Origin of the sequence: Micromonospora sp. NPDC004551, from assembly GCF_040609975.1 — a bacterium.
Lineage (GTDB): Bacteria > Actinomycetota > Actinomycetes > Mycobacteriales > Micromonosporaceae > Micromonospora.
Window position 1 is genome coordinate 115,991 of the sequence record NZ_JBEXLM010000010.1, and the last position, 18,064, is coordinate 134,054.

Consider the following 18,064-nt stretch of genomic DNA (forward strand, 5'->3'; position numbering starts at 1 on the left):
CCCGCCGGGATCGCCCCCGTCCACAACGTGGGCGGGGGCACTCCCATCAGGACGGGATAAGTCCCGACTGGGCGGCGTACCAGGCCAGTTGCATCCGGCTGTCGGTCCCGGCCAGCTTCATCAGCCGCTGGATCCGGCGCTGCACGGTGCGTTCGCTGGTCCCCAGCCGTGTGGCCACCGTCTTGTCCGGCATACCGGAGAGCAGGTACGTCAGCAGCGCGACGTCGACGTCGTCCCACGCCGGCATCCCCTCGGTCACACCAGTGGCGGTGAGCCGCAGCGGCGTGGCGGTCTGCCAGACCCGCTCGAAGAGCGCCACCAGCAGGTGTACCAGTGCCTGACCCCGGACCAGGAGGAACCCGGGATCGATGCCGGCCTGGTCGGGCAGCATCGGCAACAACACCGACGCCCGGTCCACTATGATCATTTTGCTGGGCAGGTCCGCGGCGATCCTGATCTCATAGCCGTGCTTGAGGAACCTGCCGATCTCCTCCGGCGTCCGCGGGTCGTCGAGGGCCGCACGTTCGTACACGTAGCGGTAGCTGGGCACCTCGTCCGAGACCTCGAGCTCGCCGTCCAGCACGTACGGCGGCCGGAAGAACGCCAACACCTCCCGCCGGGCGCCCCGCTCCATGTTGTCGATCCAGGTCGCGAGCTGCTCGGGGGTGGTGAGCGCCTCCACCTCGCTCACCGCGGCGGCCGCTCCCGTCCGGTACACCTCCATCAGCTGGCTCAGCCTGCCCTGGACCCGTTGCAGTGCGGTCTGCTGCTGCACGATCAGGGCGCCGAGCCCCACGTCCGGCGGTACGACCGTGTGCAGGTCGCCCTCGCACGTCACCAACCCGAGCGCGACCAGCCGCGCCAGCACGGACGCCGCAGCCGGTGCCGGCATCCCGAGCACCTCCGCCAGCTCGGCGACGGTCGCCCGGCGCCGCCCCAGCAGCTCGATGTAGACGGACTCGTCCTGCTCGCTGATCCCCAGACCGTGCATCCGTCACCCAATCCCACCGTCGTTACGGCGCTGCCCCCACGCGACCAGGCCGTGTCCCGTCGATCGCGCCGGTGCGCGGCGGAGTCCAGGCGGTCCGATGCCTCGACCCGCCACAGCCGGAACATGATCGACAGGACACCACCATGCCGGGCGGCGAGGGCCGGAGGCAATGGCGGGAGAGCTTGGGTCTCCTGGTCGAGGGCCTGATTCCGGCGATCGTGACGGCGGATGGGATCCGCCGAGCAGTGCGCTGGGTGAGACATGCCGATCCGGCCGTTTTGCCATGCGCGCCGACGGGACCGGGGAGAGTGGACGCAGAGCCTCGCGTGCCGAAGGGGAACTCGTGCGACCGACCCACCGCCGGCTGGCGGCGCTCCTGGCGATCGCCGCGGCGGTTCCGATGGCCGAGGCCCTCGTGCTGGTGCTGATCGGGTTCGTCCCGGCGGAAGGACTTGCCCCGCAGGCCTCGGCGGTCTGGCCGTACGACTCCTACCACGACATGCGCTGGCTGCTGGTCTACCACAATTCGTGGCTGATGTTCGGGTCCGGCCTGCTGGGCCTGATCGCGCTGCGGGCGGTGCTGTCCGCGGCGCTGGTGAGCCTGGCCTGGCCGGGCCGGGTGCCCCGGCCGCCGTACCGTGCGCTCCTGGTGCGCAACATCGGCGTGGCGGCCCTCGGCGCGGTGATCGTCCTGCCCTTCGCCGCGTACTCGATCGCGGCGTCGGTGGTCTCGCTGTCCTGGTTCCTGTTCGCCGCGCTGGTCCCCATGATGTTGCTCGCCCCCTTCCTGCAGCGGATGTCGGTGGGGCGGGGTGGGTGGCGCGGGCTGCCCTCGGCCGAACTGGTCGGCTGGTCGCTGCTCGACTTCGCGGTACTCACCCTGGCCGGCGGGGTGGTGTGGAGCGCCCCCGAGGGGTGGACGCCGCCCGTCGCCGCCATTGCCGGCGCGGCCAACGGGTTGTTGTGGAAACAGTCGGTGCGGGCAGCCCTTCTCCAGACGCGGGTGCGGTGGCCGCGGGTGCCGGTCGTACCGGTCGTCGTGGTGCTGGCCCTGGCCGTCCCGCTGACCTCGCAGGTGCTGTCCGAGCCCGGGCAGCAGATGAACACCTTCGCGCCGCCGATCTTTACCAGGCCGCTGCCCGAGCGGGTGCCCTACGCGTTGGTCCTGCTGGCCGGCCACAACTCCGCCTACGACGGGCGTCCCGCGGCGGACCCGAACGTGCAGGTGTTCTCCTACGTCGGCCTGGACCGGGGTGGCCGTCCGCTGCCGTACCGGGCCGAGGCCACCCATCGGTCGCTGGAGTCCAGCTCCCGGTTGCTCACCGCACAGGTCGACGCGTTGCACCGGCGGACCGGCCGGCCGATCGCCCTGATCGCGCAGAGCGAGGGGGTGATGGTGGCCCGCACCCATCTGCGGGACCGGCCCGACTCTCCGGTGCGGGCGCTGGCCATGTTCAGTCCGCTGATCCGCACCGGGCGGACCTACTACCCACCGCCCGACGCCGGTACCGGTTGGGGAGTGGCGACCGGGTGGCTGCTGCGGCTGATGTTTCATGTGACGACCATCGGTAGCAAGGCACCCACGACGCCCGACGAGCCGTTCATCCGCTCGCTGCTCGACGGGGCGCCCTTCTACCGCTACCAGATGCTGTGCCCGGTCCCGGGCGTACGGATGGTCGCGTTCCTCCCCACGGTGACTGCGGCGGAGGCGCCACCCGGCGAACCGATGCGGATCCCGGTGGTCGAGGTGCCGGCCTTCCACGGCGGCATCATCGGCCGGGTCACCGCCACCGACCAGTTGATCAGCTTTCTTGCCGGTGCGGACATCACGCGCACCCGCCGGGAGTACGGCCCGCTCGAGCGGCTGGGGGAGGCCTGGCAGGCGCCCGCCCTGGCGATCCGGGTGAATCCGGTGTGGCGGGCCGCCGCACAACCCGGCCGGCCCTTCACGCGGACCCGCTTCTGCGGGCCCGTCAGACCGGCCTGACACCGGATGCCTCGGTGTCTCCCGGCGAAAGCAGCCGGAGATAATCCTCCGGACGCCAGCCGGCGATCATCTTGGTGAAGAGCCGCGCGCCGAGCCGGCGGTAGAACCGCTGCGCCGCGGCGTTCTCGGGCTTGACCTCCCACCGGATGGTGAGGCGGTCGACGGCGGCGCGGCGAGCGAGCGCCGTCATCAGCTGTCGCCCCACCCCGCCGTCGCGGGCCTGCGCGCGGACGTACAGGTCGTCCAAGGCGAGGATGTCCCCGCCGGTCCACAGGTGCAACCGGCGCTGCGCCGACACGTAGCCCAGCGGTTCGCCCGCCCGCTCGGCCAGCAGGACGGTGACGTCGGCGCGTGCGAGCAGGTTGCGCCACCCCGCGGCGGTCACGGTGACGTGGGCGCTGTCGCCCTCGTGGGCGGCGATCTCCCGGACCAGGGTGTCCACGGTCGTCGCGTCGTCCGGGCCGGCCCGGCGGATGGTGATGGTGTCGCTCATGGTGCTCTCCTGTTCGTTCGAAGGTGGCGGCCGGGCGGCACCGGCCGCGGCCGGTGCCGCCCGGGAGGGATCACGGGGTGCCGACGGCGGCGAGGACGTCCAGCCGGGCGGCCCGCCGGGCGGGCAGCAGCCCGGCGAGGAGGCCGGCGGCGAGGGCGACCGCCAGCACCAGGAGCAGCCGGCCGGCCGGCACCGTGAGCACGGTCGGGGCGTCGCGGCCCAGCGCCCGGACCGTGGCGGCGGCGAAGCCGCCGCCCAACGCGATCCCGAGGACGCTCGCCAGCGCGGCGACGAGGACCGCCTCGCCCCGGATCATCCAGCGCAGTTGCCGGCGGGTCATCCCCACCGCGCGGAGCAGACCGATCTCTGCGGTGCGTTCGGTGATCGAGAGGGCGAGGGTGTTGGTGATGCCGAGCAGCGCGATCAGCACGGCCAGCATCAGCAGCACCGTCACCAGACCGAGCACCTGGTCGATCATCTGGGTGCGGCCGGCCACCGCGGCGGCCTGGTCGCGCAGTTGCGCGGTCGGAGTCTCGGCCAGGGCCATCCTGATCGCCCGCTCGGCGGCCGCCCGGTCGGTCCCCTCGGCGGTGCGGATCAGCACGCTCGCGTCCATCTCCTCGCTGTAGAGCCGGGCGAAGGTGTCCAGCGAGACCAGGTAGTCGGTGGACAGCGCCCGGGCGTCCCCGTCCCGTAGCAGGCCGACCACCGGAAGGCTGCGGGTGCCGGTGCGGGAGAACGTCATGGGCAGGTCGTCCCCGACGGCCAGGCCCCGGTCCCGGGCGACGTGCTCGGCCAGCACGACGCCCCCGCCGTTCAGCGCCTCCAGGTTGCCGGCGGTGAAGTGCAGGGACGTCACCCGGGGCAGGGTCGACGGGTCCACGGCGGTGAGAGCCTGGGTGGCGTCCCCGTCGCGCCAGTGGCCGTAGCGCAGCCGGGACGCGACGGCGACCTCACGCAGCCGGCTCACCCGGTCATACACCGTGGGGGAGAGGCCGCCGAGCATCTCGTTGCGGGCGCTCTCCACGACGTGATCGGCGGTGATCACCTCGGCGTACGACTGACGGACCGAGCTCTTGACCGACGTGCCGAGGACGGCCATGAAACTGATCAACGCAAGGCCGAGGGCCAGCGCCAGGGCGGTCGCTGCGGTACGGCGCGGGGCGCGGGCCGCCGACGCGGTGGCCAGCCGGCCGGTCACCCCGGCGGCGGAAAGAGGCCGGCCGACGAGGCGTACCAAAGCCGGGGTGATGGCCGGGCCGAGCAACGCCAACCCGCTGACGGCGCCCAGCGCCGCCACGCCGAGGAGCGGAACCGGCGCGTCGACGGTGAGCACCGCCGCGGTCGCGGCCAGGCCGGCCGCGGCGGCCAGCGCACCCGAGACCACCCGGAGCCGTCCGGCGCGGGCGGCGGTCGCCTCCCGCAGCGCCGCGACCGGCGCCACCGCCGCGGCCCGCCGAGCCGGGCCGACCGCCGAGCCGACCGTGACGAGAACGCCGACGGCGAAGGCCACCAGGACGGTCCGGACGGTCAGCACCAGCCCGCCCTCCGGCAGCGGTACGCCGAATGCCCCGGCCAGGTTCCGGATGCCGGTGGCGGCGGCGACGCCGAGGCCGAGCCCGACGGCCGAGGCGGCGAGCCCGACCAGCAGCGCCTCGCCGAGGACGGAGCGCAGCACCTGCCCGCCGGTCGCACCGGCGGCCCGTAGCAGGGCGAGTTCCCGGGTGCGCTGGGTGATGACGATGGAGAACGTGTTGGCGATCAGGAACGCGCCGACCAGCAGGGCCGCCGCCGCCAGGGCGAGCAGCACCAGTTGCAGCCAGCCGAGCTGGTCGCGGGCGGCCGCCGCCCCGGCCGCCGCGATGTCCCGGCTCGGCGTGACCTCGTAGCCGGCACCGACGGCGGCACGGATCCGGTCCCGCAGTTCCTCCGGCGCGACGCCGGGCGCGGCGACCACCGCCACCTCGGAAACGGCGGAGCCGAGCCGGAGCAGGCGCTGCGCCGACGGGAGGGTGACCAGGGCGAGCGTGCTGTTCGGCAGGCCGTCGCGGGCGCCGAATCCGGCCAGTCCGACCACCCGCAACCGCGCGGTGTCGCTCGCCCGGACCGTCACGGTGTCGCCGAGCCCGATCCGGTGGCCGCGAGCGGTGTCCTCGTCGATCACCACCTCGTCGTCCGCGGCCGGCGGCCGGCCGCTGCGGACGGTGAACGCACCCACCGGCGGTGGCAGCCAGGAGGAGAGCACGGACGCCCCGCTCGGCACGACCGCTGTGCCGCCCACCTCCAGCAGGCCCTGGCCCCGGGCCAGTGGCTGGGCGGCGGCCACGCCGGGCACCGCGCCGATCCGCTCCGGCAGGCCCGCCGGCAGCGGGTCCCGGGCGACCTCGACACCCATGGCGGAGTCGAAGGCGACCGCGTCCCGCACGGTCAGGTCCACGCCGGCGGTCGCGGTGCGGAACTGGTCCTCCAGCAGCCGGCCGGACGTGTCGGTGAGGATCAGGCCGCCGGTGGCGAAGGTGACGCCGAGGACGACCGCGAGCAGGGTCAGCGCCAGCCGGGTCCGGCGGGCGAGGGTGGTACGCAGGGTCAGGCGCCACATGTCAGTTCCCTCCGGCGGCGGGCGCGCCGAGGCGCGCCATGTGGGACAGGATGGCCGGCACGGTCGGTGCGTCGAGCTCGCCGTCGATCCGGCCGTCGGCGAGGAACACCACCCGGTCGGCGTACGCGGCGGCGTGCGGGTCGTGGGTGACCATCACGATGGTCTGTCCGAGCTCGTCGACGGCCTGTCGCAGGAAGCCGAGCAGCGCCTCGGCCGCCTGCGAGTCGAGGTTCCCGGTCGGCTCGTCGGCGAAGACGATCTCCGGGCCGGTGACCAGCGCGCGGGCCACCGCGACCCGCTGCTGCTGGCCACCGGAGAGTTCCCCGGGCCGGTGCCGTAACCGGTCGGCCAGGCCGAGGGTGGCGACCAGGTGAGCCAGGCGTCCCTGGTCGGGCCGGCGGCCGGCCAGGGTGAGCGGCAGGACGATGTTCTCCCGCGCGGTCAGGGTCGGCACCAGGTTGAAGGCCTGGAACACGAAACCGATCCGGTCCCGGCGCAGCAGGGTGCGCTGTCGCTCGGTCAGCCGGCCGAGATCCGTCCCGCCGAGCAGCACCTGCCCGGCGTTGACGGTGTCGAGGCCGGCCAGCGCGTGCATGAGCGTGGACTTGCCGGAGCCGGACGGGCCCATGATCGCGGTGAACCGGCCGGCCGGGATGGATACGGTGGCGCCGTCGAGGGCGCGGACGGCGGCGTCGCCGCGGCCGTAGGTACGGACGATGTTCCGGGCCTGCACGGCGACGGTGGTGGCGGGCGCCGGGGCGGTGCTCGTGGTCATCGGGGATCTCCTGGCTGGGTGGGTCGGGGGCGGGTGCTCAGCGGGCGGTTCGGCGGTGCGGCGGGGTGCGGGTCGCGCGAACGGTGGCGACGTGCCGGTCCCGGCGCAGCCGGCGGACCAGCTCGGCGCGCTCCAGCTGAAACAGCTCGGCGGTGAGCAGGTGGTTCATGGCGACTCCTCGGTCTGGTGCGGATCAGCGACACGAGGAGAGTCGCCCGTCGCGCTGTCCGGACGCTGGCTGTCGAACCGGTGGGGGCGGACAGCGGATGGACAGCCGGCCGCCAGCGGCCCCGGCCAGGCTGGCGGCATGGTGGAACGGAACGAGCGCGGGGCATCAACGCGGGTGACGACCGTGCGGCTGCCGCCCGGGATCTGCCGGCGTTGCGTCCGCGCGGTCAGCGGGCGGGTGAGTGACCTGCCCGGGGTGGTGTCGCTGGAGTTCGACGTGGACGCCGCCACGCTGCGGGTGGGCGGGGAGGTGGATCCGGCCGCGCTGCGCCGGGCCGGCCTGGCGGTGTGCCCGGACGGCCCGGACTGCTCCGGTTAGCGGCCCGCCGCCAGGTCTGCGGCGGCTCGCCGGGCCGCGTCGGCCTCCTGCGGTCGACCCGCGGCGGTCGCCGCGTCGGCCGCCAGCGACCAGAGCCGGCGCCGCGCCCACGGGAACTCCTTCTCCCGCAGCAGGTCCAGGGCACGGCGGCACTCGTCCGCCGTGCCGACGGCGTCGCCTTCCGCGTACCGGATCCGGGCCCGGCCCCAGGCGGCCCAGGCCTGGCAGCGTGGGTTGCCGCTGCGCCGGGCGGTGTCGTCCGCCTCGGTGAGCAGTTCCGTCACCCCATCGACCTCGCCCCGGTCCAGAAGGGTGTGCGCGAGCTGCACGAGCGTGAACGCCGTCGCATGGGGGGAGGGGTTGCGCCGTGCCTCGGCCACCGCCTCCTCCAGCGTGGCGATCGCCTCGTCGGGCCGACCGGCCTCGCGCAGCGCGATGCCGAGGTGCGCCAGGATCCCGGCGGGCAGCAGCAGGTCGCCCGCCTTCCGCGTCCACTCGAGGCTGCGGGCCCACTGCTCGGCGGACCGCTCGAAGGCTCCGGTCCGCAGGTCCAGCAGCGCCTCGACGTAGTGGACCGTCCCGTGCCACCAGGGGTCGTCGGTGTCGCCGCGCTCGCGGACCGCCTGGGCGACCATCGTCCGGTACCGGTCCGGGTCGCCGTCGTACTGGCCCTCCCACGCGACGACCAGCCGGGAGGTGGCGCTGTTGACCCGGTCCCCCAGGCGCTCGAACGCCACCACGCTGTCCCGGGCCGCGGCCCGGGTCTGCTCGGTGGGGTAGTAGACGCCGAGCAGGCCGATCCGCTGCAGGGCGGCGGCCCGGGCGGCCGGCGCCGGGACCCCGGCGGCGAGCAGCGCGGTCAGGGCGCGGACCCCCTCGTAGCGCGGGCCGTAGTTCCAGTACAGGAAGAGCGCGTCCGCCAGCCGTAGGCCGGCGTCGACCCCGTCGCGCCGGTCCAGGCAGCGGTCGATCGCCGCGCGGAAGTTGTCGTGCTCCTCGGTCAACCGCGCCCAGGCGTCGGTGTCGGACCGCGCGTGCGGTCCGTACCGCTCGGCCAGTTCGGTGAAATGGGTGAGGTGCCGGTCGCGGGCCACCTCCGTCTCGCCGGCCTCGGCGAGCCGGGCGGCGGCGTACTCCCGGATGGTGACCAGCAGCCGGAACCGGCCGGTCGTCGGATCCGGCACCACGAGGGACCGGTCGACCAGGCGGAAGAGCAAATCGAGGACCTCGTCGGCGGCCAGGCCGTCGAACTCGCAGACCCGCTCGGCGGCCGCCAGGTCCCAGCCGCCACGGAACACCGCCAGCCGGCGCAGCAACCGCCGCTCGGCCTCGGAGAGCAGGTCGTGACTCCAGTCGAGGGTGGCCCGCAGCGTGCGGTGCCGGGCCTCGCTGGTCCGCGCGCCCGCCGTCAGCAGGGCGAACCGGTCGTGCAACCGGGCCGCGATCTCGCCCGGCGGCAGCGCCTTCACCCGCGCGGCGGCCAGCTCGATGGCCAGCGGCATGCCGTCGAGCTGCCGGCAGATGTCCGCCACCACCGGAGCCGTCGTCCCGTCGAGGACGAACCCGGGACGCACGGCCCGCGCCCGGTCCACGAACAGGGCCACCGCCGGGCTGTCGCCCAGTCGCGCGAGATCGGCCGGCCCGTCGGGTACGCCCAGTGGCGCCACCGCGAGCTGGGTCTCGCCGGGTACGGCCAGCGCCTCCCGGCTGGTGGTCAGGACGGTCAACGCCGGGCAGGCCGCGACGAGCTGCTCGACCAGTTCCGCGGCCTCGTCGATGACGTGCTCACAGTTGTCGACCACGAGCAGGATGCGGTCGGCGCCGAGCCAGGCCACGAGCGCGGCGCTCGCCGCCGGCCCCGGCCCCCCGGCGGGCACGCCGAGCTGACCGGCGACCGCCTCGGGCAGGTCCGTCCCGGTCGGCAGGGTGGCCAGGCGGACCAGGTGCACCCGGTCGGCGAGGGCATCGTCGGTGTGGCGTGCCACCTCCAGCGCGAGGGTGGTCTTGCCGACCCCGCCCGGTCCGGTCAGTGTCACCACCCGTGCCTCGCGCAGCCGGTCGAGCACCCGGTGCACGTCGTCCTGGCGGCCGATGATCGAGGCCAGCCGGCGGGGCAGGTCGTCGCGTTGCGGCGCGCGGCGAGCGGGTGTCGGCGCCGCCGCCGTCCGGGTCGGTGCTGCCGCGGGCGGGGCGGACGGTTCGGCCACGGCCGGGGCGGGCACCTGCTGGCGCAGGATCGCCTCGGCGAGCGCCTGGAGTTCCGGTGCCGGGTCGATGCCCAGCTCGTCGGCGAGGCGGTGGCGCAATGCGTGGTAGGCGGTGATCGCATCCGCCTGCCGCCCGCCGTGGTAGAGCGCCAGCATCAGCAGCCGGTGCAGCCGCTCGCGCAGCGGGTGGGTGGCGACCAGGCGTTCGAGGTCGGCCACCGCCTCGGCCTGCCGGCCGGCCTCCAGCAGCAGTTCCAGCCGGTCCTCCACCGCGCCGAGCCGCAGCTCTTCCAGGCGCGCCGCCTCCGCGAGGGCCCAGTCGGCGTCCCCGACGTCAGCCAGTGCCGGCCCACGCCACAGCCGCAGCGCCTCGTCGAAGCGGGCCAGCGCCGTGGCCGGCCCGTCGCCGGTGGTCGCGCTGCGCGCCGATTCCAGCAGCCGCTCGAAGCGGTACGCGTCCACCGCGCCGGCGGTGACGGCGAGCTGGTAGCCGGGGGCGCGGGTGACCAGCAGGTCACCGCCGGCCCCGGCGGACGCCAGGGCGCGGCGCAGCTTGGACACCCGCAGTTGCAGCGCGTTCGCGGCGTCGGACGGCGGCTGCTCGCCCCAGAGCGCGTCGGTCAGCGCGTCGGCGGAGACTACCCGGCCCGCGGCGAGGACCAGCCGGGCCAGCAGCGCGCGGACCGCCGGGGCGAGCGGCGTGGCGGGGCGGCCGGCCACCCGGAGCTCGACGGTGCCGAGCACCCCGAAGCTCACCGTGGGCTCGCTGTCCCGGCTCATCGCGCTCCCGTCCGCCGCGGCGGACGCCATTGGGCCCGCTCCGGTCGCCGGGCGGCTGCCCGGGCGGGCCCCATGGTACGTCCGGACCGTCCTCGCAACGATCATCCGAAGGGCGGTGAGCTGCCCCGATCAGGCCGGGATCACGGATCGGACCGGAGCCGTCCGCCGGTCCTCGGCCAGCCGGGCGGCCAGCACCTCGGCGTCCCGGCCGACCCAGCCGAGCACCGCCGAGCCCCGGGCGCGTTGCCAGGGCAGGCCGAGAAAGTACAGCCCCGGCCAGTCCGTCACGCCTTCCCGCTGGACGGGCGCGCCGGACGGGTCCAGCACCGGCACCTCCAGCCAGGGGTAGTGCGGGCGGAAGCCGGTGGCCCAGAGCACCGCGTCCACACGCCGCCGCCCGCCGTCGGCGAACCGGAGGCTCTCCCCGTCGGCGTCCACCACCCGACCGACCCGGTCGACCCGGCGCAGCAGCCCGGCCACATCGGTGCCGATCACCGGGTTCTGGGCGGCGATCCGGCGGCCCAGAACACTGTCCGGGCTCAGCCGCATGGTGCCCAGCCGGGAGAACCACCAGAAGATGTCCCGGCCCAGCCAGCGCTGGGGCAGCACCGGGCCGAGGGTCGGCGCGGCGAGCGCCACCCGGCGGCCGTCGCCGGCGAGTTCGGCGGCGATCTGCACCCCGGTGTTGCCGCCGCCGACCACCAGCACGTCGTGCCCCGGCAGTTGGCCGGGCCGGCGGTACCGGCTGCTGTGCAGTTGCGCGACCCGCGGCGCGAGCTTCCGGGCCACGTCGGGGATCCGGGGCGTGTGGAACGCCCCGGCGGCGACCACCACCCGCCGGGCGCACAGGCTTCCGGTCGACGTGTCGATCGTGAAGCCGCCCGCCGTGCCGGGGCGGACCGAGGTGACCCGGCAGCCGAGCCGCACCGGTAGGTCGAAGTGGGCGGCGTACCGGGTGAGGTAGTCGGCGACCTCGTCCTTGCCGGGGTGCCCGTCCGGGGCGCCGCGGAAGGGCAGGCCCGGCAGGGCGGAGAAGCGGCGCGGCGTGAACAGGGTCAGCGAGTCCCACCGGTGCCGCCAGGCGTCGCCGACCCGGGCGTGCGCGTCGAGGATCGCGAAGGGCACGCCGGCGCGGCGCAGGTGGTGGCCGAGCGCCAGCCCGGCCTGACCGCCTCCGACGATCACAGTGTCCAGGTCCATCGGTCCGTCTCCTCTCGTACCGGTCAGGCGACCTGGTGGCCGGCTTCGCCGATTGCGGCCACCACCGCGGCCCGGCCGGCGTCGCCGTCGACCCGGACGGTGCGGGTCGCGAGGTCCACCGCCACGGCACGGACCCCGGCGACCAGGCCGACCTCCTCCCGGATCGCCTCGACGCAGCGGCCACAGCTGATGTTCGGCACGGAGAGCACGAGCTGGTGCACGGTTCACTCCTTCGTTCGGCGGGCCGCCCTCGTGGCGGCCCGGCGGTGCGAACCGTGCCGGGCGGCGCTGTCCGCGCCCTGTCACGTACGCCGGAACGGGCAGACGGGTCGCGGACAGCGGGCGGACAGCAGCGGCCGGGAGCGTGGCGTCACCGGCCGGCGAGGGCCGCCGGACCAGCGAGGGCGCCTGCGACGCCCCGGTAACGAGAGGAGCAGTGCGATGACGACACCGACGGTCGTCTCCGGCACGCTGGACATCGGCGGGATGACCTGTGCGTCCTGCGTCCGGCGGGTGGAGCGGGCGGTGAGCCGGGTCGAGGGCGTCGAGCGAGCCGAGGTCAACCTGGCGACCGAGACGGCGACCGTGGTCTACGACCCGGCCCGGGTGACCCCGCCGGCGCTGATCACGGCGGTGGAGCGGGCCGGTTACACGGCCACGGTCCAGGCCGACGAGCCCCGCCGGGCGGACGCCCCGGCCGCGGAGAGCGCGGATGACGACGCCGAGCTGACCCGGACCGGGGATCGCGAGGTCACCCGGCTCAAGCGGACCTGGCAGCTCACCCTGGCCACGGGACTCGCCATGATGGTCCTGATGTACCTGCCGCTGTCCGTCGACGCGATGGACTGGCTGATGCCGGCGCTGCTGGTCGTCGCGACCGTGGTGCAGTTCGGGGCGGGCCGGCCGTTCTACCGGGCGGCGTGGGCCGCGGCCCGGCACGGCGGCGTCAACATGCACACCCTGGTGGCCCTGGGTACCACGGTCGCGTACGCCTACAGCGCCTTCGTCACGCTCTGGCCGGCGGCGGCCGAACGGCTCGGCCTGCCGCTGCACGTCTACTTCGAGATCTCCGTGGTGGTCATCGCGCTGGTGCTGACCGGGCGCTGGATGGAGGCCAGGGCGCGCCGGCAGACCGGTGCCGCGATCGGGGCACTGCTGGGGCTGCGTCCCAGGACCGCCCGGGTGCTCCGCGACAGCACCGAGATCGAGATACCGGTCGACCAGGTCGTCGTGGGTGACCTGGTCCGGGTCCGGCCCGGCGAGAAGGTGCCGGTGGACGGCACCGTCACCGAGGGCGCCTCCACGGTCGACGAGAGCATGCTGACCGGCGAGAGCATGCCGGTGTCGAAGACCGCCGGGGACCATGTCATCGGCTCGACCGTCAACCGGACCGGCGCCCTGGTGTTCCGGGCCACCGCGGTGGGCCAGGACACCACCCTCGCCCAGATCGTTCGCCTGGTCCGGGAGGCGCAGGGCGGCAAGGCGCCGATGCAGCGGCTGGTCGACACCGTCTCCGCCTGGTTCGTCCCGGCGGTGCTCGGGCTGGCGCTGCTCACCTTCGCCGTCTGGGCGATCGCCGGACCCGCCGACGGGCGGCTGACCCTCGGCATCGGCGCCGCCATCGCGGTGCTCATCATCGCCTGCCCCTGCGCGCTCGGCCTGGCCACCCCGACCGCGATCATGGTCGGCACCGGCAAGGCCGCCGAGCTGGGCATCCTCATCTCCGGAGGTGAGGCGCTGGAGCAGGCCCGGCGGATCACCACGGTGGTGCTGGACAAGACCGGCACGCTGACCCGCGGGCGTCCCGACGTCACCGCGGTGCACACCGCCGACGGTGTCGACGCCGACCGTCTGCTGGCCTACGCCGCAGCGGCCGAGACCGGCTCGGAGCATCCGCTCGGCGAGGCGATCGTCCGGCACACCCGCGCCCGCGACCTCGCCGTACCGGCGGCGGACTCCTTCGCGGCGGTGCCCGGGCACGGCGTCGAGGCGCGGGTCGAGGGCCGCGACGTGCTTCTCGGCAACGCCGCCCTGATGCGTCGCCACGGCGTCGACGTGACCGCCCTGTCGGGCCAGGTCACCGCCGTCGCCGCCGCCGGTGGCACCCCCGCGTACGTCGCCCTCGACGGCCGGCTCGCCGGCGTCGTCGGAATCGCCGACACGCTACGGCCCGAGTCCGTGGAGGCCGTGGGCCAGTTGCGGGCGCTGGGCCTGGAGGTGTGGATGCTGACCGGCGACAATCCGGTCACCGCGCAGGTGGTCGCCCGCGAGGTCGGCATCGAACACGTGATCGCCGATGTACGGCCCGAGGAGAAGGCCGCCCGGGTCGCCGCCCTCCAGGATCGGGGCGCGGTGGTGGCGATGGTCGGCGACGGCATCAACGACGCTCCGGCGCTGGCCCGCGCGGACCTGGGCATCGCCATCGGCACCGGCACCGACGTGGCGATCGCCGCATCCGACATCACCCTGGTCGGCGGGGACCTGCGCGGCATCGTCTCGGCGATCGCGCTGTCCCGGCGTACGGTCACCACGATCAAGCAGGGCCTGGGCTGGGCGTTCGGTTACAACGCCCTGCTCATCCCGGTGGCCGCCGGGGTGCTCCACCCGACCTGGGGCATCCTGCTCGACCCGTCGCTCGCCGCAGCCGCCATGGCGATGAGCTCGGTCAGCGTGGTCACCAACGCGCTGCGGCTGCGCCGCTTCCGCCGCCCCGAGACGGCGGCCGCGCTGCGGCCCCGCCTGAGCGCCCGGCTCGGTGAGTGGGCGTACCTGACCGGAGTCGCCGCGCTCGCGCTCGCCGTGGGCGCCGGCTTCACCGCGCTCAGCCGCACCGACGCCGCCGGCCGGGGAATGAACGGGGTGCTGGCCTGGACGCAGGACACCGGCATGCCGATGCGGCCCGCGATGAGCACCATGATGACCGCCGAGACGGAACCGGTGCCCGCGGCGGACGCCGGGGTCCGGGTCGACGTGGGGATGCCCGCCGCGGTGGTGCCCGGCCAGCCCGCCACGCTGCGGATCCGGGTCACCGACGCAGAGAGCGGCCGGCCGGTCCGGGACGTGGGCCGCAGTCACGAGGCGTGGATGCACCTGATCGTCGTGCGCGACGACCTGGCCAGCTTCGCCCACGTCCACCCGCGACCCTCGAGCCGGCCCGGCGAGTTCGACGTGACGCTCACCTTCCCCACCCCCGGCCGGTACATCGTGCACACCGAGTTCCGGCGCAAGGGCGAGCTGACCGACGTGCTGCAGCGGCACGACCTGGTGGTCGGCGACCCCGCGGAGGTCATCCACCAGCGGCCGGTGGTGTCCGGGCGGCAGCAGGTCGTCGACGGCGTGCAGGTGACCCTGGACGGGACCGCGAAGGTCGGCGGCAGCCACTTCACCTACCGCTTCGCCGACGCGGTCACCGGCCGGCCGCTGACCGGGCTGCGGCCGTACCTCGCCGCCGCCGGTCACGTGGTCGTCATGTCGGCGGCGGGCGACAGCTTCGCCCACGAGCACGCCGAGACCTCCGACGCCGACGGCCGGCCCGTCTTCGCCCTGCCGGGTCAGACCTACGGGCCGAACCTGGACCTGCACGTCGACTTCCCCCGGCCGGGCCGCTACCGGCTCTGGGGCCAGTTCCGCCTCGCCGACGGCCACGTGATCACCGCGCCGTTCACCGTCGACGCCCGCTGACCGACCCACACCCGGAAAGGAACACGCCATGCAGATCGCCGTCCTTCTCTTCGACCGGTTCACCGCCCTCGACGCCGTCGGCCCGTACGAGGTGCTCGGCCGGCTCCCCGGCGCCCGTACCGTCTTCGTCGCCGACCGGCCCGGCCCGGTCACCACCGACATGGGCACCCTCGCCCTCACGGCCACCGCCGCCCTGGACGAGGTGACCAGCCCGGACGTGCTGGTGGTCCCGGGTGGCCCCGGGCAGATCGCCCGCATGACCGACGCCCGGTTGCTCGACTGGCTGTGCACCGTCGACGCCACCACCACCTGGACCACCTCGGTCTGCACCGGCTCGCTGCTGCTCGCCGCGGCCGGGCTGCTGGACGGCCGCCGGGCCACCTCGCACTGGCTGGCCCTGGACCAGCTGCCCGCGTTCGGCGCCGAGCCGACCGAGGATCGGGTGGTGGTGGACGGCAAGTACGTCACCGCCGGCGGGGTGTCGGCCGGCGTCGACATGGCGCTGACGCTGGCCGGCCGGATCGCCGGGGACGCCGTCGCCCAGGCGATCCAGCTCGGCATCGAGTACGACCCCCGGCCGCCGTACCGAGCTGGATCCCCGCGTACCGCGCCGGGACCGCTGGTCGCCGCGCTGCGCGCGGACCCGCATCGGGTGCTGGGCTGAGCAGCCTGCCCGGGCGGCTGTCCCTTCGGGAGCCGGCGTGGAACGGAGGGCGGGAGTGTCTCCCGCCCTCCGTCCGGTCTACTGGGTGAGTTCGGCGACCTGTTCGGCCGTCAGCCGAAGCACCTCAGCGGGTGCTTCCGCGCGCATCCGGGCCGCGGCGGGCGGGTCGGCGGGCCGGCGCAGATGCCAGTCCGTCGTCGCCTGGTACGCGGCCACCACCGACAACAGCCGGTCCTCCGCGTACGGCAGGCCGCCCAGAATGGTGCCGATCGGCACGCCGGCGGCCGTGAACCCGATCGGGAAGGCGATCTCCGGCAGACCGAGGATGTCGAACGGCACCGGGTCGGTCTGCACCACCACGTCGCACACGTCGAACAGGTCGTCGAGCACCCGTTCCATCAGCAGCAGCTTGGCTCGCTGGCCGGTGAGGAACTCGTTGCCTCCCATCAGCGCTCCCTGCAGCCAACTGGTCACCGACACACCGAAGCCGCGCAGGTCGGTGCGCAGGTACGGCATGAACGGTTCGCTGCGCTCCGGCAGCCGGATGTTGTTGAAGGTGCCACCGGTCAGCTGGCTCCACCCGTCCGGCAGGGCGACGTCCACGAGCGTGGCGCCGGGTATCTCGGCGAGCTGGGCCAGGTACGCCTGGCGGGCCGCCGCGGTGGCCGAGGTGCCGTTGGTGAATCCGGGCAGCACCCCGATCCTGGTGGCCCACCGCAGCCTGATCCGGTCCCGCCGGTAGACCGGCGTGGCCGCGTCGATCAGGTCGGGCACGTCGGGCAGCCCCTGGCTGCGCGGGTCCGCCGGGTCCTCGCCGGCCATCGCGGTGAGCATGATGGCGGCATCCTTGGCGTCCCGGGCCAGCGGGCCCGGATGGTCGCGGGTGTAGCTGAGCGGGATGACGCCGGTCGCCGGCACCCGGCCCATGGTCGGCTTGAGCCCGGTCAGGTTCTGCGCGTTCGAGGGGGCGGTGATCGAGCCACCGGTCTGGGTGCCGATGCCGGAGGTGGCCAGGCGGCCGGCGACCGCCGTGGCGGTGCCGGTGGATGACCCACCGGGGTCGGTGTTGCGGTTGGTCGGTGTCCAGGCGTTCACGGTGGTGACCACGCCGGCGGGGGTGGTGGCACGGGTGGTGGCCAGCGGGCCCATCTGCGTCTTGCCGAGGACGATGGCGCCGCCCGCCTTGAGCCGGGCCACCGCCGTCGCGTCGTACGGCGGCACGAAGTCCTGGAACAGGAAGGAGTTCGCGGTGGTGAGGACGCCTTCGGTGAAGTAGTTGTCCTTGATCGCCAGTGGTATGCCGTGGAGTGCGCCGGTCCGTGGCCGCTGGGCGGCGTCGCGGGCCGCCGCACCGGCCGCCTCGGCGAGCACCAGGTTGAAGGCCTGGTAGGTGCCGTCGTACGTGGAGATGCGCGCCAGGTACGCCTCGACCAGTTGCTCGGGGGTCAGCTTGCCGGCGCGGATGAGCCACGCCGCCTCGGCGATGGTCAGCTCGGTCGGATCGGTGACGGCCTCCGGCCGGGGCCGGGTGTAGGCGTTGGGCCGGTCCAGGGCCCGGCTCGTCGTCCCCGGGTTCACGGCCAGGGCGCTGTTCGCCACCGCTGTCGAGGGCGCGGCGACGGTGGCGCCCGCGGCGGAGGCGACGGCCAGCGCGGCGGCGCGGGCCAGGAACGCCCGGCGGTCGATCGAGCGGTCGAGTGGTTCGACAGTCATGCCTTCCGCCATTCTGCGCTGTTCGAGGGGTACAGGACCGGCACGTGTTGCTGCGACAGCGCCCTCCCGACAGCGGGGTCCGTCGCGCCGGGGGCGGGCATCTGGTACGCGGCCAGCGCCGTCACGGTGCCGCGCAGGAACGAGCGCAGCGAGGCGAGCACCGACTCCTGGCCGGGCGAGCCGGTCTCCGGGTCGGGGGTGTTGCCGGGCGGGAGTTGGTCGAGGTCGATACCGAGAGCGGCGAGCCGGGCCCGGATCAGGACGTTCAGCTCGGCGTCGGTGGGCGGATTAGCGGCCATGGGTGCTCCTCTGGTGCTGCACGTCGCCGTGTTCCATCGAAGTGAGCCGAACCTAGGTCGGTGGCCGCACGCGGGCGCATGGTCGGCGGTCAATTTGAGGAACTTTTGAGTGCGGCCGTCCGACGTGG

14 protein-coding genes are annotated in these 18,064 nt (G+C 74.6%); 4 read left to right on the forward strand and 10 right to left on the reverse strand.

Features of this window, described 5'->3' with window-relative positions; translation table 11 throughout:
- Positions 1-46: 46 nt before the first annotated feature.
- A complete protein-coding gene (locus tag ABZW14_RS14655) occupies positions 47-991 on the reverse strand; it encodes a helix-turn-helix domain-containing protein (RefSeq protein WP_355345402.1) in 945 nt (314 codons plus the stop codon).
- Between the two features lie 343 nt (positions 992-1,334).
- Here ABZW14_RS14655 and ABZW14_RS14660 point away from each other — a divergent pair, with 343 nt between their 5' ends.
- Positions 1,335-2,978 carry a hypothetical protein gene (locus tag ABZW14_RS14660; protein WP_355345405.1) on the forward strand — a complete coding sequence of 548 codons (1,644 nt, stop codon included), beginning with the start codon at positions 1,335-1,337 and terminating at the stop codon, positions 2,976-2,978.
- Here the strand turns inward: ABZW14_RS14660 and ABZW14_RS14665 are convergent.
- The 4 genes from ABZW14_RS14665 to ABZW14_RS14680 all read right to left on the reverse strand — a co-directional run bounded on the left by ABZW14_RS14665 (position 2,965) and on the right by ABZW14_RS14680 (position 7,014).
- On the reverse strand, positions 2,965-3,471 hold the full coding sequence (locus tag ABZW14_RS14665; protein ID WP_355345408.1) for a GNAT family N-acetyltransferase: 507 nt from the start codon (positions 3,469-3,471) through the stop codon (positions 2,965-2,967). The genes ABZW14_RS14660 and ABZW14_RS14665 overlap by 14 nt on opposite strands.
- Before the next feature lie 70 nt (positions 3,472-3,541).
- Positions 3,542-6,070, reverse strand: a complete 2,529-nt coding sequence (locus ABZW14_RS14670; protein WP_355345410.1) for an ABC transporter permease — start codon at positions 6,068-6,070, stop codon at positions 3,542-3,544.
- Position 6,071: 1 nt separating this feature from the next.
- Positions 6,072-6,845, reverse strand: coding sequence for an ABC transporter ATP-binding protein (locus tag ABZW14_RS14675; RefSeq protein WP_355345413.1), 774 nt, complete (start codon positions 6,843-6,845; stop codon positions 6,072-6,074).
- 37 nt (positions 6,846-6,882) lie between these two features.
- On the reverse strand, positions 6,883-7,014 hold the full coding sequence (locus ABZW14_RS14680) for a hypothetical protein (protein WP_355345416.1): 132 nt from the start codon (positions 7,012-7,014) through the stop codon (positions 6,883-6,885).
- Between the two features lie 138 nt (positions 7,015-7,152).
- Here ABZW14_RS14680 and ABZW14_RS14685 point away from each other — a divergent pair, with 138 nt between their 5' ends.
- Positions 7,153-7,392, forward strand: a complete 240-nt coding sequence (locus tag ABZW14_RS14685) for a heavy-metal-associated domain-containing protein (protein ID WP_355345419.1) — start codon at positions 7,153-7,155, stop codon at positions 7,390-7,392.
- On the opposite strand, the gene ABZW14_RS14690 is transcribed toward ABZW14_RS14685, so the two are convergent.
- The 3 genes from ABZW14_RS14690 to ABZW14_RS14700 all read right to left on the reverse strand — a co-directional run bounded on the left by ABZW14_RS14690 (position 7,389) and on the right by ABZW14_RS14700 (position 11,800).
- Positions 7,389-10,379 (reverse strand): BTAD domain-containing putative transcriptional regulator, encoded by a 2,991-nt coding sequence (locus tag ABZW14_RS14690; RefSeq protein ID WP_355345422.1) that lies wholly within the window; start codon positions 10,377-10,379, stop codon positions 7,389-7,391. The two genes, ABZW14_RS14685 and ABZW14_RS14690, sit on opposite strands and share 4 nt — an antisense overlap.
- 129 nt (positions 10,380-10,508) lie before the next feature.
- Positions 10,509-11,579, reverse strand: a complete 1,071-nt coding sequence (locus ABZW14_RS14695) for an NAD(P)-binding domain-containing protein (RefSeq protein WP_355345425.1) — start codon at positions 11,577-11,579, stop codon at positions 10,509-10,511.
- A gap of 23 nt (positions 11,580-11,602) precedes the next feature.
- On the reverse strand, positions 11,603-11,800 hold the full coding sequence (locus tag ABZW14_RS14700) for a heavy-metal-associated domain-containing protein (protein ID WP_355345428.1): 198 nt from the start codon (positions 11,798-11,800) through the stop codon (positions 11,603-11,605).
- A gap of 220 nt (positions 11,801-12,020) precedes the next feature.
- On the opposite strand from ABZW14_RS14700, the gene ABZW14_RS14705 reads away from it, so the two are divergent.
- Positions 12,021-15,260 carry a heavy metal translocating P-type ATPase gene (locus tag ABZW14_RS14705; RefSeq protein WP_355345431.1) on the forward strand — a complete coding sequence of 1,080 codons (3,240 nt, stop codon included), beginning with the start codon at positions 12,021-12,023 and terminating at the stop codon, positions 15,258-15,260.
- A gap of 28 nt (positions 15,261-15,288) precedes the next feature.
- On the forward strand, positions 15,289-15,924 hold the full coding sequence (locus ABZW14_RS14710; protein ID WP_355345434.1) for a DJ-1/PfpI family protein: 636 nt from the start codon (positions 15,289-15,291) through the stop codon (positions 15,922-15,924).
- A gap of 78 nt (positions 15,925-16,002) precedes the next feature.
- On the opposite strand, the gene ABZW14_RS14715 is transcribed toward ABZW14_RS14710, so the two are convergent.
- Positions 16,003-17,637, reverse strand: coding sequence for an amidase (locus ABZW14_RS14715; protein ID WP_355345437.1), 1,635 nt, complete (start codon positions 17,635-17,637; stop codon positions 16,003-16,005).
- The gene (locus ABZW14_RS14720; protein ID WP_355345440.1) at positions 17,634-17,936 is read right to left on the reverse strand and encodes a hypothetical protein; all 303 of its coding nucleotides are present in this window, start codon (positions 17,934-17,936) and stop codon (positions 17,634-17,636) included. The genes ABZW14_RS14715 and ABZW14_RS14720 overlap by 4 nt, the downstream gene beginning before the upstream one ends.
- Positions 17,937-18,064 lie beyond the last annotated feature (128 nt).

What these genes read in the sequence shown, in the direction of transcription:
- ABZW14_RS14655 (WP_355345402.1), bottom strand. Translation starts at nt 991, where the DNA reads ATGCACGGTCTGGGGATCAGCGAGCAGGACGAGTCCGTCTACATCGAG.
- ABZW14_RS14665 (WP_355345408.1), bottom strand. Translation starts at nt 3,471, where the DNA reads ATGAGCGACACCATCACCATCCGCCGGGCCGGCCCGGACGACGCGACG.
- ABZW14_RS14670 (WP_355345410.1), bottom strand. Translation starts at nt 6,070, where the DNA reads ATGTGGCGCCTGACCCTGCGTACCACCCTCGCCCGCCGGACCCGGCTG.
- ABZW14_RS14675 (WP_355345413.1), bottom strand. Translation starts at nt 6,845, where the DNA reads ATGACCACGAGCACCGCCCCGGCGCCCGCCACCACCGTCGCCGTGCAG.
- ABZW14_RS14680 (WP_355345416.1), bottom strand. Translation starts at nt 7,014, where the DNA reads ATGAACCACCTGCTCACCGCCGAGCTGTTTCAGCTGGAGCGCGCCGAG.
- ABZW14_RS14685 (WP_355345419.1), top strand. Translation starts at nt 7,153, where the DNA reads ATGGTGGAACGGAACGAGCGCGGGGCATCAACGCGGGTGACGACCGTG.
- ABZW14_RS14690 (WP_355345422.1), bottom strand. Translation starts at nt 10,379, where the DNA reads ATGAGCCGGGACAGCGAGCCCACGGTGAGCTTCGGGGTGCTCGGCACC.
- ABZW14_RS14695 (WP_355345425.1), bottom strand. Translation starts at nt 11,579, where the DNA reads ATGGACCTGGACACTGTGATCGTCGGAGGCGGTCAGGCCGGGCTGGCG.
- ABZW14_RS14705 (WP_355345431.1), top strand. Translation starts at nt 12,021, where the DNA reads ATGACGACACCGACGGTCGTCTCCGGCACGCTGGACATCGGCGGGATG.
- ABZW14_RS14710 (WP_355345434.1), top strand. Translation starts at nt 15,289, where the DNA reads ATGCAGATCGCCGTCCTTCTCTTCGACCGGTTCACCGCCCTCGACGCC.
- ABZW14_RS14715 (WP_355345437.1), bottom strand. Translation starts at nt 17,637, where the DNA reads ATGACTGTCGAACCACTCGACCGCTCGATCGACCGCCGGGCGTTCCTG.
- ABZW14_RS14720 (WP_355345440.1), bottom strand. Translation starts at nt 17,936, where the DNA reads ATGGCCGCTAATCCGCCCACCGACGCCGAGCTGAACGTCCTGATCCGG.